Origin of the sequence: Cyclobacterium xiamenense (assembly GCF_042140265.1) — a bacterium.
GTDB lineage: Bacteria > Bacteroidota > Bacteroidia > Cytophagales > Cyclobacteriaceae > Cyclobacterium > Cyclobacterium xiamenense_A.
On the sequence record NZ_CP159481.1, the window covers coordinates 3,371,860 to 3,389,891 of the forward strand.

General features: G+C 48.1%; 12 protein-coding genes. 4 read left to right on the plus strand and 8 right to left on the minus strand.

The genetic code is table 11. From position 1 onward, the window contains the following. Window positions 1–29 precede the first annotated feature (29 nt). From ABWH99_RS13855 to eat, 7 genes are all read right to left on the minus strand, one after another. The gene (locus ABWH99_RS13855; RefSeq protein ID WP_375582442.1) at window positions 30–1,586 is read right to left on the minus strand and encodes a SusD/RagB family nutrient-binding outer membrane lipoprotein; all 1,557 of its coding nucleotides are present in this window, start codon (window positions 1,584–1,586) and stop codon (window positions 30–32) included. Between the two features lie 166 nt (window positions 1,587–1,752). Next, window positions 1,753–5,010: a SusC/RagA family TonB-linked outer membrane protein gene (locus tag ABWH99_RS13860; RefSeq protein WP_375582443.1), complete on the minus strand. Its 3,258-nt coding sequence runs from the start codon at window positions 5,008–5,010 to the stop codon at window positions 1,753–1,755. A gap of 328 nt (window positions 5,011–5,338) precedes the next feature. Continuing rightward, the gene (locus tag ABWH99_RS13865) at window positions 5,339–6,709 is read right to left on the minus strand and encodes an aldehyde dehydrogenase family protein (RefSeq protein WP_375582444.1); all 1,371 of its coding nucleotides are present in this window, start codon (window positions 6,707–6,709) and stop codon (window positions 5,339–5,341) included. Window positions 6,710–6,713: 4 nt separating this feature from the next. Then, the gene (locus ABWH99_RS13870; RefSeq protein ID WP_375582445.1) at window positions 6,714–7,481 is read right to left on the minus strand and encodes a gamma-glutamyl-gamma-aminobutyrate hydrolase family protein; all 768 of its coding nucleotides are present in this window, start codon (window positions 7,479–7,481) and stop codon (window positions 6,714–6,716) included. 3 nt (window positions 7,482–7,484) lie between these two features. Beyond that, entirely contained in the window at window positions 7,485–8,633 is a 1,149-nt protein-coding gene (locus tag ABWH99_RS13875) for an iron-containing alcohol dehydrogenase (RefSeq protein WP_375582446.1), read from the minus strand. A 40-nt stretch (window positions 8,634–8,673) separates the two neighbouring features. Further along, window positions 8,674–10,032 (minus strand): glutamine synthetase family protein, encoded by a 1,359-nt coding sequence (locus tag ABWH99_RS13880; RefSeq protein WP_375586580.1) that lies wholly within the window; start codon window positions 10,030–10,032, stop codon window positions 8,674–8,676. 12 nt (window positions 10,033–10,044) lie between these two features. Next, window positions 10,045–11,370 carry an ethanolamine permease gene (eat, locus tag ABWH99_RS13885; protein ID WP_375582447.1) on the minus strand — a complete coding sequence of 442 codons (1,326 nt, stop codon included), beginning with the start codon at window positions 11,368–11,370 and terminating at the stop codon, window positions 10,045–10,047. Between the two features lie 468 nt (window positions 11,371–11,838). On the opposite strand from eat, the gene ABWH99_RS13890 reads away from it, so the two are divergent. Further along, the gene (locus tag ABWH99_RS13890) at window positions 11,839–12,456 is read left to right on the plus strand and encodes a deoxynucleoside kinase (protein ID WP_375582448.1); all 618 of its coding nucleotides are present in this window, start codon (window positions 11,839–11,841) and stop codon (window positions 12,454–12,456) included. Here the strand turns inward: ABWH99_RS13890 and ABWH99_RS13895 are convergent, their stop codons facing one another. Beyond that, entirely contained in the window at window positions 12,457–13,101 is a 645-nt protein-coding gene (locus tag ABWH99_RS13895; protein WP_375582449.1) for a hypothetical protein, read from the minus strand. A 438-nt stretch (window positions 13,102–13,539) separates the two neighbouring features. On the opposite strand from ABWH99_RS13895, the gene ABWH99_RS13900 reads away from it, so the two are divergent. The 3 genes from ABWH99_RS13900 (at window position 13,540) to ABWH99_RS13910 (ending at window position 17,996) form a co-directional block, all read left to right on the plus strand. Next, the gene (locus ABWH99_RS13900; protein WP_375582450.1) at window positions 13,540–13,893 is read left to right on the plus strand and encodes a hypothetical protein; all 354 of its coding nucleotides are present in this window, start codon (window positions 13,540–13,542) and stop codon (window positions 13,891–13,893) included. 145 nt (window positions 13,894–14,038) lie between these two features. Further along, the gene (gene ggt, locus ABWH99_RS13905; protein WP_375582451.1) at window positions 14,039–15,736 is read left to right on the plus strand and encodes a gamma-glutamyltransferase; all 1,698 of its coding nucleotides are present in this window, start codon (window positions 14,039–14,041) and stop codon (window positions 15,734–15,736) included. A 517-nt stretch (window positions 15,737–16,253) separates the two neighbouring features. Then, window positions 16,254–17,996, plus strand: a complete 1,743-nt coding sequence (locus tag ABWH99_RS13910; RefSeq protein ID WP_375582452.1) for an ABC transporter ATP-binding protein — start codon at window positions 16,254–16,256, stop codon at window positions 17,994–17,996. The last annotated feature ends 36 nt before the right edge of the window (window positions 17,997–18,032 follow it).

Here is an 18,032-nt window from a genome sequence, read left to right on the forward strand (position 1 = left end):
CTACATTTCCCTATCCGGCTTATATTCCATTACTCTACATCCCACCAAACACGAGTGGTAATTCGATCCTCACCTTGCACACCCACTGCTTGCTGGTAATTCTCCCGATTGAGCGCCTGAACACCCGTAGGATACATGAATCGGACCGGAATTGTCTCAATGTACGCTGCCGGACCGGGTTGAATGGCAGGAATCCCCGTTCTTCTCCAGTCGAACCATCCTTCCAATCCGCCAAAGAAAAGTGCTAACCACTTTTGAGTGCCGATTTTTTCCAGCTTTTCCTCGGGACTACCGGCATAAGCTACGTCGGCCTGAGAAAAATAGCTTGCATCCGGCTGTACCGCATCGGCCAACTCGTTTAAATTGGCGATTCGTAAGCGCTCTTCGTAGTAGTCAAAAGACGCTTTGATGCCGTTTTCATAATAGGTACCTGCATCACCTACGGAAATATACCCTCTTTCTCTTGCTTCAGCGAGTAAGAATTGAAGTTCAGAATACCCCATCAACATGGTTTGAAAGCCAATTGGTGAAGCGAATTCCGAACATGCAAGACAGGAGAACAGCAGGCCCACCCGGGAAATGAAATTTGAACCTCCTCTCGTAGGGTCCCCACTCGGAGAATACTCAAGCGCGTCCTCATCTGCAAGTCCATTCGGCACGCCTGCATAGTCCTCCGGATCTCCGATGATTCCCGCACCGCTGGCATTGGTCGGCTGAAAATAGGCAAATAAACGCGGGTCGCCAAGGTCTTTTAAATACCCTTCTACAGTGGTACTGAGCCGGTACTCATCAAAAGACCCGGAACGGGTGGTGTACAGGTAGTGCTGGTTAGGTACATCCTGTAAATACTGTAGTGCCGCATTGTCCTCGTTTCCTTCAAAGATGGGGAATTGCTGAGGATTCGTCACAATCGCCTGCATGGCTGCCGAAGGGTCTTTTCTATCCGAAAGCCGCATTAGGGCCCGTAAACGTAAGGAATTTGCCAACTTTTTCCATTTCATGATATCTCCTTGAAAAAGAATGTCCCCGTTCACCGCCTCGGAAGAACTTCCGAGCAACTGGTTGGCTCGTTCCAAATCGCTCAAAATCCCTTCATAAATCACTTCTTGCCGATCAAATTTCGGATAATTGATCCCTTCCTTTGCACCAATTGCCTCCGTGTAAGGCAGGTCTCCGTAAGCATCGGTCATAAACGCGTACATGAGCGATTTCATCACCAATGCTACGCCGATGTAATTATTCTCGCCCTGCTCTGTGGACAACAATACCACGTTATTCACGTCCCGCAAGCTGTTATAAAACACACTGTAGGGATTTCCTTCCGGTCCCCAGTTATACCGATCTTCGTTGGTAAACTGAATTTTTGCGGTGTATTGCATGACCACATTACCAATTCCCCAGCCTTTCCCAATGATTTCATTGGAAGCGTTGCGAATGATATTTGGTAGCAAAAGCGAGGAAGAAACCGTTTCCGGGCTGTTAGGATTTTGATTCACTTCCTCAAAATCTTTGTCACAACCGGTTAACAGCCCTAAAAGCAGGAACAGAAACCAGACGCTTGACGTATTTTTTACTATTGCTTTCATAGGTATATGATTTTCATTTTTTAAACAAACGCTTGCCTATCGACAGTGAATCCAGCACCAATATGCTGGAAAGCAGCCGTAGCCTGATCGCCACCGCAGGTGACATTTTCGGCCTGTCGATCGATGTTCGAAATGCTCGATTTCATGCTGCGTTTGCTCTGAGAAATTAAAACTTAAGGTTGATGTTAAATCCGACGCTTCTGGAAGAAGGAAAAGCCATGTCTTCCACTCCTGGAATAAGTGTACCCCCGCTCATGGCCATTGTTTCCGGATCGAAATGTGGGTTCTCCGTCCAAAGAGCCAGATTTCTTGCTACCAGAGAAAGGCGGGCTTCCTGAAACGGCAACTTGCCCATGGATGACCCTGGAATGGTGTAGCCAAGCGTGACCTCACGTAGCTTAACAAAAGATGCATCGTATTTAGCAGCTTCCACATTGCTACGCTCGTAATATCGGTTGTGCCAGTCCCTGGAACTGATTTTCCGGTCGTTGGGTACGAAACTTCCATCGGTATTCCGAATCACTCCCGGGCTGATTATTCCATTCCCATCCATGGACAGGTCATAGCCATTTTCCCGCCCAAGTAAGGTCTCTTCCAACTGCCCTGCGGTACTTCCAATGGTCTTGGTTCGGGAAACCACAATGCCACCATAGCGGATGTCGAACAGGAATCCGAAGGTAAATTTCTTGTAGTTGAAGCTATTTTGTATCCCAAGCATCCAATCGGGATTGTAATTCCCTTGAAGCACGAGTTCGGGCGAAGTAAGTGGGGTACCGGAGGTATTGTGTATGATTTGTCCAAAATACGGGCTGTTAGGATCATCCACCCGGTCAAATCCCCTTCCGTAGATATTACCCATTCGCTCGCCAATACGGGCCTGTATGGTGGCACCATTTCTCCCTACCATGGAATAGGAGTCCAGATCATCGGTTAATTCGAGTACCCGGCTGCGATTTCGGGTAAAATTCGCCATGACGTTCCAATTCAATCCGTTAACGTTCTGCAAAGGACTACCGGAGAGGACGATTTCAATTCCGTTATTTTGGATCTCACCAGCATTGATAATCCGACTCGCATATCCGGTGGCTATATCCAATTCAATTGGGATAATCTGATTACGGGTACGGTTGTCATAATACGTGAAATCCAAACCCAATCTGCCCTTAAGCAAGCGGATATCGGTACCAAACTCCACCGATCCGGTCCGCTCAGGTTTCAGGTCTGCATTGGCAAGTCGATTGGATTCGGTTTTACTCTGTATGGACCCCCATGCTACGGCTGGATTAAACACGTTGGTCAGACTGTATGGATTGGTATCGTTTCCAACTTCTGCGTACGCGGCCCGGACTTTGAAGAATGAGAAGAAATCAGGCAACGCAACCATGTCCGAAATAACGGCACTCATGGTGGCAGAAGGGTAGAAATAACTGTTGTTCGAAACCGGCAAGGTACTGGACCAATCGTTTCTTCCGGTGATATCGAGGAAAAGGATGTTTTTGTAACCGATTTGCCCGAAGCCATACAAAGAATTGATTCGCTTCTCAGAAACCATGTGGTCCACTTGCAAGTTTACCGCTGTATTGGTGAAATTATAGATTTCCGGAATCAATAGCTGAGGCGCCATGGTGCGGGTAAACCGATTTTCCTGGATCATCTGGTTTCCTCCCAACGATACGGTATAGGACCAGTTCGGCTTTTCCGTCTCGGAATAGGTCAGCAAAAAATCCGTATTACGCTCACTAAAGAAAACAGCATCTTCCCGATAGCTTCCAAACGGGAAACGCTGGGTGCTGAAGGCCCGCTTACGATCGCGCAGGTCGTTGTACAAATCGAGACCCGTACGCACCATCAAATTGAGCTTGTCAGTAAATTTATAGTTAACCATCACGTTTCCAAAAATCCGGTCCTTGGATTGTCCGTTCGTATTTTCGTACACGTTAAAATACGGGTTATCGTGATAGTTGTAATTGTAGTTAAACTGTTGCCTGCCTTCCAATCCCGGCATCCAATAATCTCGGAGGTTGTGGGTATTGATCTGCCTACCGTACCAAATCCATAAGTACATGAGACTTTCCGTACCATAGCTGATGCTAGGCCTATTTCCACTTACTGAATTCTGATAGTTTATGGCGGTCGTAACGGAGAGCCGATCGGTGATCTGGGTCATTCCATTGAATGCCAGGGTATTCCTTTTCAGGTCCGTGTTTGGAATGGTACCTTTTTGATCCAGATTGGTCCAGGAAAATCGAAAATTAGAGCGCTCGTTTCCAGAGGCGATAGATACGTTATTGGACAGCGTTCGTCCGGTCTGGAAAAAATCATTGATGTTATTCGGTTGAGAAACCCAGGGTGTGGGGGTAATGGTGCTATTGGCCGGGGCATTCAAATCACCCCCTCTAAATCCAGCAACATCCCTTGGCGAATCAAACTGAGGAATCAACGTACCTTGGTCTAAAAGCGGCCCCCAACTCTCGTCGACTCCGTCCGCAATACCAGCTCCTGCGCCGTTTACAAATGTGAACAAGCCATTGTTGCCCTGCCCGTACTTGTCCTGCCAATCAGGCAACCGTAAGGGTGTATCGAAGGTAGTGTTGGAATTGATGCTTACACCCAACCCACGTCTGTTTTTACCGGATTTGGTGGTAATGAGAATCGCGCCATTTGCCGCACGGGAGCCGTATAAAGCAGCGGCCGCCGGACCCTTCAAAATACTCATGGAAGCGATATCATCCGGATTTATCTCACCGGCCGGATTGCCATAGTCAACTTCCTGGTTTCCTGATCCGGAGGAGCCTACGATGTTATTGCTAATGGGCACACCGTCGACTACGAAAAGCGGTTGGTTTGCATTGATATTGAGTGAAGACTCCCCCCGGATGGTTACCCGGGAAGATCCGCCCACGCCACTGGAGGAATTGGTTATCTGTACTCCCGCAACTCTTCCGCTAAGCGAATTAACCACGTTTGTTTCTCTGGCTTCGGTAAATCGGTCGCCATCTACCGCCTGTACCGAATACCCCAGTGCCTTTGTCTCCCGCTCTACGCCCAGTGCCGTCACCACCACTTCACTCAGCTCTTCGGAGGAATATTCCAGCACTACGTTGATAAGGGATTGGTTGCCTACGGGAATTTCCTGCGATTGAAAGCCGATGTAGGAGAAAACCAAAACGGCCTCGTTGGAGGGCACCTCCACCTCAAAATTTCCGTCCAGGTCGGTAACCGTTCCTCTGGTGGTTCCCTTGATAAGCACCGATGCACCCAAAACCGGCTCCGAATCGGAGCTTTCGGTCACCTGACCCCGGACAATTCGGGACTGTGCCATTAGCGGGACGATACCACTGAAAAGCAATAGTAGCATCAGCAATACCGATCCTTTGAAAGAACCGTTTCTACGATTCTTCAAATGAAGTAATAATTTTTTCATAATTCTTGATCTGTTAGATTGGTGTGGAATAAGATAGGGACAAGGGTTGCCCCAGGGTTTATAAGATAGGTTCAATAGGGAATTAAGCTGGAAAGATGTCTATGCTTTGCAATTGTCTCCGGTCCGCAGAAACCCGGGTACAACATGTCAGGCAAGATAATCTAATTTGCTTATGTTAAATATAAATAATTTTCATAGGTTAAACGCGTCTGAACGCAAATTTCCTAAAGAATTTATTTTACCGGCACCAATGCCGTTTAAGAATTTGTCAACAAATCAAAAAAAAGTAACAATTATTTAATCGAGGGTATTGCGTAGAGCTGTGTGTTCAGGATGATCCCTTGAGATGATAGGCCTTCGGCTGCGTAAATGCACGGATACCAAGGTACGACAGTGTTACCCCCAGCCCTGAGTTTTTTCGACCGGTCCATGGCAAATTCGGACTGACCCGGTCGCAGCAATTCCAGTAGGCAGTACCGGTTGGTAATTTCTCCAGGACCTGAACTGCGCGGGCTTCGTTATCCGAAAAAACAGCCGCCGTCAATCCATAGGTAGTATCCTTCATCAGGGCGACTGCTTCTTCGTCGTTCCGAACCGATTGTATCCCGATAATCGGGCCAAAGGACTCTTCCATCATGACCTTCATTTCGTGTGAAACCCCGGTTAGTACAGTTGGCTCCCAATAATACCCTGCCCCTGCCCTTCGCTTGCCTCCGGTATGCAGTACAGCTCCCTTATCCAACGCATCCTGAACCTGGTCCTGCAAAACGTCCAACTGTTCCCTCCGGGTGACCGGCCCGATAAAGGTCCCTTCTGCTAGTGGATCGCCAATCAGGTACCCTTCCACTTCTTCTTCAAAGGCCTTGACAAATGCCTCGTACACGTTTTCGTGTACATAGATGCGCTCCACCGCACAACAGCTTTGGCCATTGTTATAAAAGGCCCCTTCCGCCGCATTGATTGCAGCCTGTTTGATATCCTGCACGTCGTCCATCACGTAGAGGGCATCTTTGCCTCCAAGTTCCAGCTGGACGGGAACCATTTTGGTAGCTACCTTCTGTGTAATGTATTTTCCGGTCTTATAGGATCCGGTAAAAAAATATCCATCTAAATCGGCTTCCAATAGCATTTCACCCACGGCAGCGCCGCCGATAAAGCATTCGAATACACCGGACGGTACGCCCGCTTTGGCCAACAACTCGCCGAATTTAAGACCTGTGAGACTGGCATATTCAGACGGCTTGTATGCGACAGCATTCCCAGCAAGCAGGGCATACAAAAAAACATTGTAGCCTACGTTATAAGGAAAATTCCAGGCAGATATGTTGGCAATTACACCCAATGGCTCGTGAACAATTTCCTCTCGTACCGCACCCTCCGTTACTACCTTTTCCCGAGCCAGCCAGGTGGCTGCGTTTGCCTGCAGGTGTTCAATGCGGTTATGTGCCCCGCGAATTTCGTTCCGTGCCTGTGCCAGAGGTTTTCCAGTTTCAGAGGTGAGCACCAGCGCCAGGTTTTCCAAATTCTCTTTTACCAAACTACCAAATCGGACAAGGATGTTCAAGCGTTCGTCTACGGAACGAAGTGCCCAATCCGGCTGCGCCTTTTTAAGACTTTCAATCTTAGCCAGGACCTGACTTCGATCATCAGCGGGTAGGGATTGCAGGAGCGTTTCGTTTGCTGGGTTTAGAATATCCATTTGTTTAGTTTTTTTTAGCAGTTATTGATTTGGTGGTGTCGATAAAATGGTGATAAAGGCGAAGCGGGTCAAGAAAAGGTGCTTCTTTGCCCACCGAGAATTCAGGATGCCATTGCACCGCAATCACCGGAGGCAGTTTTGGGTCGCAGGATTGAATGGCCTCGATCATGCCATCTTCCCTGCATCGCGCCAGGACCTCCAAACCCTTGCCCAGGTCCTTTATTCCCTGGTGATGCACCGAATTAACGGTATCTCGTTGCTTTTCCGGATAGATCTGTTCCAATGTCTTTCCAGGTACCAGATCAATTTGGTGCGTCAACCCATCATAGCGTTCGGCATCCCGGTGTAGGATGGCGTCCGCCAATTGGTAGGTGATGTCCTGGTAGAGGGTCCCTCCAAAAAACACGTTGATCAATTGCAAACCCCGGCATATTCCCAATACAGGTTTTTGATGCCGAATGGCGTAATCCAATAGGCGCAATTCGTACGCATCCCGGTACGGATCGCCCAGCCACTTTCCTGCAATCAATGGCGTTTCACCGTAACTTTGAGGGGCCAGGTCCGTTCCGCCCTGAAAAACAAATCCATTCAATTCAGCCAGTAAGGGTTCCAATCGCTCCATAGGCAAATTGGGAATTAAAACCGGGAGAATACCGGCTTGCGAAAGGTAGGAAAACATGTCGCACTCTACGTATGCCAGGTTTTTTGGACCAAAAACCAGACGGGAAGGATCGGCATACATAAAACAGGCACTGATACCAATTTTAAGCATCCCTTACAACGCGTTTAGATACATGGTTTCAAAATCTTTCTCGGTGACCGGTTTGGGATTGTTGGGATGGCAAAAATCCGCGACTGCAAGAGATGCCAGGGTGGAAATATGTGATTTCTGAACCCCGATCTCCGACAGACGGGTAGGAAGGCCCAATTTGGTATTTAATTCGTTGATATACGTTGGCAGCAAAGCCCCCTCGCCTTTCGCGAATCCGAGCATCATTGCCATCTGATCAAATTTTTCCTCGCAGCCCGGATAATTAAAGGCCAACCCTTGCGGCAAATTGACCGCATTTGCCAGGCCATGGTGCGTATCCAGGAGGCTGGAAAGCGGATGGGCAAGACTGTGCACGACTCCCAGTCCCTTTTGAAAGGCTACCGCCCCCATCATCGAAGCCATAAGCATGTTGCTACGAGATTCCAGGTCCGGGTTACGGGTAGCCCTTTCCAGCGATTTTCCAATCAGTTGGATTCCCTCCAGGGCGATGCCGCTGCACATGGGATGCCAGTTTTTCGATAAATACGCCTCAATATTGTGTGTAAGCGCATCCATTCCTGTTGCAGCCGTCACAAATGCGGGTAGATCCATGGTCAATTCCGGATCGGCAAAAACCATCTTTGCCAACAGTGATGGGGCGAAAAGGATTCTCTTTTTCTTGCTTTCATCCTCAGAAATGATCGCGCTTCGCCCCACCTCACTCCCGGTACCTGCCGTCGTAGGAATCGTCACAAAATGCGGAATGGGTTCGGTTACGTATTTATCCCCTCCAATCAAGTCGTCGTAATCAAACAAATCCCGGGGATGATGGATACTCAATGCGATCGCCCGGGCGACGTCCAAACCTACCCCTCCCCCTATGCCTACAATCCCGTCCCGTTCAGTAGAGAGATAGGCTTCTTTACCTTTCAATACATCGGACTTCACGGGATTTTTGTGTACGTCAGAAAAAACGGCTACGGAGATCCCAGCCTCCTGTAACTGGGCAGTGATTTTCTTGAAAAAATCCAATTCCCGAACCAAGGGGTCAGTGACCAAAAGGGGCCTACTGAGGCCATTGCTCTTTAAATAATCTCCCAATTCGGCGATTACACCCGCACCAAAACGAATGGCGGTGGGAAAACTAAAGCTGTATTTTTGTTGGGTAGTCATGCGGCAAGTTACAAATCTTTTTGTATGGTTTTAGTACTGATTAGATGATTTCAAAATACCTTCTTCGTTCCCAATCGGTCACCTTGGAGGCAAATTCACGGCATTCCCATTCTCTGGTCTTGCAGAAATGCTGCACAAAATCCGACCCAAAAAGTTCAGCCGCTACTTCTGAATTTTTCATGGCCGCGGTGGCTTCGATAAGCGAAGTGGGGAGGGTTCCATTCGCAAAATCCTCGTAGCCGTTCCCAACCGTAGCCGGCTGCTTGAGCTCCAATTGATGCTCAATACCGTAAAGTCCAGCTGCCAAACAGGCAGCCATGGCCAGGTAAGGGTTTACATCCGATCCGATTACACGCGTTTCCAGTCGCGTGGAGGATTTTCCGCCCGCCAATACACGCAGTGCTGTCGTCCGGTTGTCCCTGGCCCAGGTGAGCGTGGTAGGTGCCCAGGCACCTTCTACCAATCGTTTGTAACTATTGATTGTCGGTGCAAACATGGGCAGCATATGGGGCAGGCAATGCAATTGGCCAGCTATGTATTGCCGCATCAAAGGACTCATGCTCCAAGGGTCGGTAGAATCATAAAAAAGATTTTTTTCCGTGTCGGAGTCCCACAAACTTTGGTGAACGTGTCCCCCATTTCCCGGTAAGTCTTCCGTCCATTTGGCCATAAACGTAGCCATCAATCCGTGCTTGTAGGCAATTTCTTTCACGCTGGTTTTGAACAGAACCGCTCGATCAGCAGCGGAAAGCAGTTCGCTGTAGCGAATCGCTGCCTCGTATACCCCAGGACCCGTTTCGGTATGCAGGCCTTCCAGGGGAATCCCAAAGCGATGACATAAATCAAAAAGATCGTTGAAAAATGCACTTTTCAATGAGGCCCTGAGGTGGGAATACCCGAACATGCCAGGCGTCATGGGTTTCGTGCCCGCAGGCGGATTTCCAGTAAACCCATCGGGCGTCACTTCAAAATTAAACCATTCGAATTCTTGAGAGAAAAGTGGACTGAATCCCATTTCCAGGGATTTTTGGCGGACCGTTCGGAGGAGACTTCGCGGGCACACGAGGGCACCTCCTTCGGTATCCTGGTAAAAATCAGCCAAAAAGAATGGCAGATCGTTCTCCCAGGGAATGTTTCGCTGAGTGGATAGATCGATGCGGGCTTTAAAATCCGGGTAGCCGGTATGCCAGCCGGTTACGGACACGTTATCGTAGGATTTGTCCTCCATGTCCCAGCCGAAGACGACCGCACAAAAGCCCATCCCTCCTTCCAATAGGGAAGAAAATTTCTCCAGGGAGACTACTTTACCCCTCAACACACCATCGATATCCACGATGGCTAGTTTAACCTTTTCGCAGGAACGTTCCTTTAGGGAACGAATTATTTCTTCATTGGTCAGTTGCATGTCAGGTCAGGGTTTGTAGATGAAAATTCTGAAAAACAGGTAAGAACCGATGAGCATCGCAAAAAACAAGAGAGCCAGCATCGGATTATAAAGAGTCATGGCGATCAGAGAGATACTGGCAATAATCAAGGCCACCAGCGGAAAGAGCGGATACATGGGCACCCGGAAGGGTCTTTCCAGATTCGGTTCATTTTTTCGCAAGTAAAAGAACGCGATCATAGAAAGAATATATAATCCCAGCGCTCCGAACACCGCAATGGTGATGATTTCTCCTGTCTTACCGGTTAACAAGGCAATGATCCCAACAATCATATTGAACAGCAGGGCATTTCCCGGAGTTTTAAATCGTTTATTTACCTTTCCAATCGCTTTGGGAGCATAGCCTACTCTACCGAATTCGAACGTCGTCCTGCCGGCCGCCAGAATGATACCGTTAAACGAAGCCACCAATCCAAACAAAGCAATGAAGGTCAATGCCTGATAATACGGGTGCCCTTGTCCCACCACCATTTCCATGGCCAACGGGAGTGGAGAGTCAGAGGCTGTACCGGAATTGTCCGGATACACAATGGCCTCCCAACCACCCACTCCCACTGCCGAAACGAAGGTCAATAGGCAAAGAATGACCAGCGTCAACAGGGCGGAACCGAAGCCACGGAGAATATTTTTCTGGGGATTGATCGTCTCTTCGGCCACATTGGCGACTCCCTCAATCGCCAGAAAAAACCAAATTGCAAAGGGAATTGCAGCGACAATGCCCATGTATCCCTGGTGAAAACCCTTTATCGAGAGGTTGGAAGCATCGAAGGCCGGAAGTGTCACACCCGCGAAAAAAAGCAGACCCAAGACCGCAACAATTGTGATAAACAATTCGAAGGTAGCAGCGATTTGAAGCCCGACAACATTCAGCAAGGTGAATATCAAATAGGCCCCGATCCCAATCCAGATCACGTCCCATTCCGGAAAAAATATCCCAAAATAGGCACCGATCGCCGAGGCTATGGCTGGAGGAGCAAAGATAAACTCGATGTTCTGTGACATTCCTGCCAAAAAGCCAAGATGCTTTCCCAGGCCCCTTTCCGCATAGGAAAATGCCCCCCCAGCCCGGGGGATCGCACAGGCCATTTCGGTATAACTGAAGGTAAATGTAACGTACATAAGAATGACGAAAAATACCGCGATGGCGGCACCCCAGGTTCCCCCTTCGGCCAATCCAAGGTTCCAACCAAAATAATTACCGGAAATTACATACCCTACCCCCAGGCCCCAAAGCATGAAGGGGCCCAATGTCTTTTTAAGTTGATTTTCGTTGTCAGTGGTTGATTGATTCATAGGTATTAAACTAGATTAACGGATAAACATACCATCGTAAATTACCATTAACTATTCGGTGACGTCAGACGGGAACATGTAAATAAAATTTTATAAAAAGGCAGCAATAAAATTAAAAATTAATTTGGAATAAAAGATATACCCGCACCTTTTTTAAAACATATTGAACCTAGTCTAAAAATCGCCCTGTGCATAAAGCCATGCCCTGAGCCAAAAAAAAGTAATTTTCGGCCGAGACGCATACATCCCGGGTATTTTTTCCAATAGGAGCAGCAGGGAAAAAACGGGCGCAGCGGTCGGTCTGAGTTGGGTGGTAAATTTGAAAAAAAGGCGGAACCATTTTGGCAAAAGCTGCCTTTATGTAGCAATCGGTCGGCGCCTCTGTCCGCGGAGGGGCTCGCCTCTTTGGATACCCGACAAAACGAACCGGCAAAAATTGACCAACCAACACGAAACAACCTACGCAGCATGCATATAGCCGTTTCAGGAAACATAGGAAGTGGAAAAACCACTCTTGCGGAAAAACTGGCTGGTCATTACGGCTGGTCTGCCGAATTTGAATCGGTGGAAGAAAACCCCTATTTGGAAGATTTTTATGAAAATATGCGAAAATGGGCGTTCCACTTGCAAGTCCATTTTTTGCACAGCCGGTTCAATCAAGTACGGCGCATCCAGCAAAGCAGGGTATCGACCATACAGGATCGCACGATTTACGAAGATGCCCATATTTTTGCCGCTAACTTGCACGCTTCGGAGCTGATTTCCAACCGGGACTACCGAAATTACCTGGAGTTATACCATTCCATGGAGAACTACATCAGCCCTCCGGACCTCTTGATTTATCTAAAGGCAGACATCCCAAAATTGGTGGGACAGATCGAAAAAAGAGGGAGAGATTACGAAAAAACCATTCAAATATCCTACTTAAAAAGCCTAAATGAGCATTACGAAAACTGGATCGGTTCGTACAAGCAGGGCAAACTTCTGGTCATCGACGCCAATGCCATGAACTTTGTAGAAAATCGCCAGGATTTTTCTGAAATTGTCAGCCTCATTGATCGCGAATTATTCGGACTCTTCCGATGACTAGTTCATCTTTCGGAGCAACCAGGTACCGATGGCCCGAAGTACTGCATCATCCGGTCGTAGCAAGAGTTTATCGATTCGCTGAAGTCTTCCCCCCATCATCAGGTTTTCGTAGGCTGGAATTCGATGCAAGCGATACCCCTCCAACCGGGAGATAAGATCGTATTGCAAGTCGTTGTACGCATTTAGTTTCCACCCGGGTGCACCGGAACCACTCAGGTCTCCGGGTGACTCAGCAGAACCAAAACACGATCGCGCAATTGGGGGCCCCGCCCAAACACGCTCCTGCAATCCCGAAAGCAAGCATTCCCGCTCATGTGAACGGCACAAGCGCAGGTACGCCGCATGCCAGGAAAAATTGAATACTTGGTATACCTCCGATTTCAACGTGAGCAGCCTGTATCGGTTGAAATGATTTCCGTCATCGTACACCAACAGATGTTTTCCCATCTTTACGGGAAGCCTCAATTGACGAAGCAGCGGGAAATCTGCTTTTCCCCCCAACTCATCGTATGCGGAGGAAAGCAATTCTTCGCCCTTTCCTCGTAAGCGGGAGAAGTGTACATCCAATGTTACATTTGCTTCGTAGGGTAGATCACAAGCATCCAATGCCTGTAAAATGCGGGAAACGAGGAGCTGGTGCATGCTGTTAGGTTAAAAAAACAAAGGTAGACAATTCAAGGCTGATTTTTTTCGATTCGTTCTTTTAGGTTCCCTTTGGAACCCGGAAAGGTAGTTTTTGATGACATATCCCAACCAATAAGGAACATAGCGATCAGAAATAGTAGCCCAAAAATTAAAAATATCCATTTGTTTCGATTCATGGGATGTCCGTTGATTCATGTGTAAAAACTGGCACAGTAGAAAATAGTTCCCAAACCACGCTAGTTTATTTCTTTCAAAAAAACCTGGTTTTACACGCTGATCTGTCACTAAAATGAAGATTTTCCTATGATTGTAAATAAAATTATGTATCTTTTATTCTTATGTTACATCTTTTCTGCTGTAATATTGCGTTATAAAACATTGGGTATCGGTGAAACCAACCGATCCCCCGCCAAATTTTACCCTTCGTATTTTATTATGTACAAACAGATCAAGCCGGACATGATCTTTCATTATTTTGATCAGGACATAGACCTGATCAATGAAATTCTTGAATTGGTCGTGGATCTGAATATTCAGGATCTAAAAAACCTAATGCCACTGTACGAACTGGGTGAAGTGGCAGCGATAAAGCAAAAATTCCACAAATCAAAACCAGTTTTTGGCTTTTTGGGTGCATCGGGAGTCAATCAGCACATTGAAACCATCGAAGAAGATATACAAAATCGTTTCCCGATTTATCACAAGGAGCTGCTGGTGTTATTGGACGAACTGGAAAAAGACCTGCAGGCCTTTTTAAAAAAAACCGTTGATCGAAAAGATTTAAGCTAATTTTTTATGCAGTGCATCCATTTATTGAGATGTTTTTAATATTTTGCCCTCCAAATTGACCCAGGTAGTTTTCACTGCAGATAAACCAATCAACCGATAACCATCTCTTTTGCCGTTAACAATTTCTAACCACTAACACATCCCTATGAAAAACCACCTTACCGCAGGGGCATCCGGGTTCATGATCAGTATCCTCGTCCTTGTCTTTTCCTGTCAACCGAAAGAAACAACCACCGGATTACTAGCGCCAAATGCGATGGTGGTATCCGCACACCCCCTGGCCTCTGAAGTAGGAAACGAAATCCTCAAGCAAGGAGGTAATGCCGTAGATGCAGCGGTTGCCGTGCACATGGCATTGGCCGTTGTATACCCGCAAGCAGGAAACATCGGCGGAGGAGGATTTATGGTCGTGCGTGAAGCAGATGGAAGCTATCATTCCCTGGATTATCGGGAAAAGGCTCCCATGGCAGCTGGAAGAGACATGTACCTGGACGAAAATGGAGATGCCCTGCCAGAAAAGAGTCAGAATGGACACCTGGCCTCCGGCGTTCCGGGATCGGTGGACGGCATGGCAAAGGCCCATGAGAAGTTGGGCTCCATGGAGTGGGCTCGTTTAATCGACCCGGCAATCAAACTGGCTGCTGACGGTTTCGAGCTAACCGAAAGCGAGGCATCCTACTACACCCGGGCTTCCGAGAATCTTAAAAAATACTCTACGGTTGATCCGGTACATTTCACAGGCAAGGTATGGAAAGAAGGTGATGTAATCGTTCAACCTCAATTAGCAAATACCCTGACCCTAATTCGGGATCTTGGGCGAGCAGGATTTTATGAAGGAGTGGTCGCTGATTTTATTGTCGCTGAGATGGAGCGAGGCGGGGGCATTATTAGTCATGAGGACCTATCATCGTACGAAAGTGCCTGGCGCACCCCATTGGTAGGAGGATACAAAGACGCCAAAATTATCACCATGGGGCCGCCGAGCAGTGGGGGCTTGATCCTTTTGCAGATGTTAGGAATTTTGGAGGACTACGTGGTCACAAACGAAAACGAAGCCTACGCGGATTACCTGCATTTGAAAACAGAGATGGAGCGAAGGATTTTTGCAGACAGGGCTGCTTACATGGGAGATGCCGATTTCTTCCCCGTGCCCGTTTCCGGATTGCTGGACAAAGCTTATCTCTCCCAACGCTTTGAAGATTTTGATCCCGAATCGGCCACTCCGTCGGATCTCATCAGAGAAGGCACCATTCTTTCCCTGAGTGAAGAAACTACACATTTTTCGATCGTTGATTCACAGGGAAATGCGGTATCCTGTACCACCACGTTGAATGGCGGCATGGGGTCCAAAGTACTGGTAGACGGCGCAGGTTTTATTTTGAATAACGAAATGGACGACTTTTCAATCAAACCAGGGTTTCCGAACATGTTTGGTGTGCTGGGAGGCGAAGCCAACAAAATCGAGCCCGGAAAACGGATGCTTAGCTCCATGACTCCTACCCTATTGGAAAAAAACGGTGAATTGTATATGGTCGTCGGAACGCCAGGCGGCTCCACCATCCCCACCTCGGTTTTTCAGGCGATTGTGAACGTGATGGACTTTGGCATGAGCATGCAGCAGGCGGTCAATGAAAAACGATTTCATAGCCAATGGAAACCGGATGTGATCGCTTATGAAAGGGAATACAGCAACACCGAAATTCTCGAACGGTTACGGGCAAAAGGCCACGAACTGGTGGAAAGAGGCGGCATCGGCCGGGTCGACGCGATACTGGTGCGCGAAGACGGGCTGCTCGAAGGAGCCGCAGATCCCCGAGGAATGGATGCGGCCTCGGGTTACTGATCCCGTCGCGGAATTTGCCTGACGGATGGATGCATCCCAGCGATGCATGGATCCGTCAGGAGATTCCGTTTTTGCTTCCATGAATCCCACTTCATGCCTGCTATGGTTTGGCCAAAGCGCGGTCCTCGCGCCAATAGATGGCTATACCTTTCAGTTCTGGCAATACCGACCCGAAGGAACGGTGTGCCTCCCTTCAATCATTTTTTTACTTTAAAAACACCTCTTGTACAAGTCCTTTAGTGGCCTGTTCCTTGGCCTACAGGGCCTTTTTTCCGTCGCTTTCTTTGGACTACCAAGGGCTGGCTGAAAGATAGCCAACCGGATCGCAGGAGCTGAAAAACCATTCTGCTCGGGCTGATTTAAAGGTAGATCTTCAAAGGCATTTCGTGGTCGTGTGCTTGCAGGCGGTAGATGTTGCAGGCTTCCTTTCCGCATCAATCTCGGCCCCACGATTTCCCGAAAAGAGCCATTTTGCTAAATTATTTGTTACCTTTCCATTTGAATTTTATCATGTGTAATGAAGAAAAAGTCTGGTAATGTCAGTTTGAAAAACGTTTTCAAAACGATCATCTGGCCCCGCAGGAAGTTTGTTTTTATAGGATTGGGATTGATTTTGATCAGTCGCCTGTCCGGCCTCGTCCTCCCGTACGCAAGTAAATACCTGGTGGATGAGGTGATTCCTTCCAATAATTTTGATCTGCTGAAATGGTTGATTTTGGCCGTAACCATCGCCGTCACCTTGCAAGCAGTGACCTCCTATGGCCTGACGCAAATACTGAGTGTGGAAGCACAAAACCTGATTGCTAAGCTGCGGACAGAAGTGCAGGCGCACATCATCCGTTTACCTATTCGGTTTTTCGACAATGCCAAAACGGGTGAGCTGGTGTCCCGCGTCATGACAGATGTGGAAGGTGTCCGGAACCTGGTGGGTACCGGCCTGGCCCAAATGGTCGGCGGTATACTCACCTCCTTGATTAGCCTGGTTCTACTCATTTACATTAGCCCGAAAATGACCCTCTACGTATTGGTTCCTGTAGCAATTTTTGGATTGATCTCCATGAAGGCCTTCGGGAAGATTCGACCAATTTTCCGGGAAAGGGGCAAGTTGAATGCAGAGGTAACCGGAAGACTGACCGAGACTCTCGGGGGTATTCGGGTAATCAAAGGATTCAATGCAGAAAAACAGGAAACCGAGGTATTCGCAGCAGGAGTCAACCGCCTCTTTCTCAATGTAAAAAGTAGTCTTACCGCCACCAGTATCGTGACCAGTTCGGCCACGTTTCTACTCGGCCTGGCCTCGGCAGGTATCATGGGCATCGGAGGGTACCTGATCATGGAAGAGCAGCTTACCTTCGGTGATTTCCTGGCCTTTACCTTACTTTTGGGGTTTATGATTGCTCCTATCTTACAAATGAGCAATATTGGAAGTCAGTTGACCGAGGCATTTGCGGGCCTGGACCGAACCGAAGAATTGATGAACCTTCCCCTGGAAGCAGACGCGACTGATCGAAGTGTACAGCTACCAAAAATCCGAGGGCACGTGGTTTTTCGGGACGTTCATTTCGGCTACGAACCGGAAAACCCGGTTATCAAAGGGATCAGTTTTGAAGCTGCACCTGGGTCGGTCACCGCATTGGTAGGTAGTTCCGGATCCGGAAAAACTACCATTTCGGGCTTGCTGGCTTCCTTTCTGGTGCCTACTCAGGGACTGGTAAGCATCGACGGGGAAGACCTAAGCAAAGTTGATCTGAATTCCTTTCGAAGCCAGCTGGGTGTAGTTTTGCAGGATGATTTTCTCTTTGAGGGTACCATTCGGGAAAACATTCGATTTCCCAGGCCCCAGGCAAGCGAAGCTTCTTTTCAGGAGGCGGTTCGATCCGCCTATGTAAATCAGTTTACGGATCATTTTGAAAAAGGGCTGGATACCGTTATTGGGGAACGGGGGGTGAAACTATCTGGAGGACAACGGCAGCGTTTGGCCATTGCCCGGGCGATACTGGCGGACCCGAGAATTCTAATCCTGGACGAGGCCACCAGCAACCTGGATGCCGAAAGCGAAAACTACATTCAATCCAGCCTTAAACGATTGATGCAGGGAAGAACCACCTTTGTGATTGCCCACCGATTGAGTACCATTCGTCAGGCGGACCAAATTCTGGTGATCGAAGGAGGCAAAATTGTGGAGAGTGGACGCCACGAGGAATTGATACACCAAAAAGGGAGGTATTACGATTTGTATACCTTTCAGGCAAGAATATAAGTCCCGAAAACGAGACCTTCTATCCGGGACTAGGCT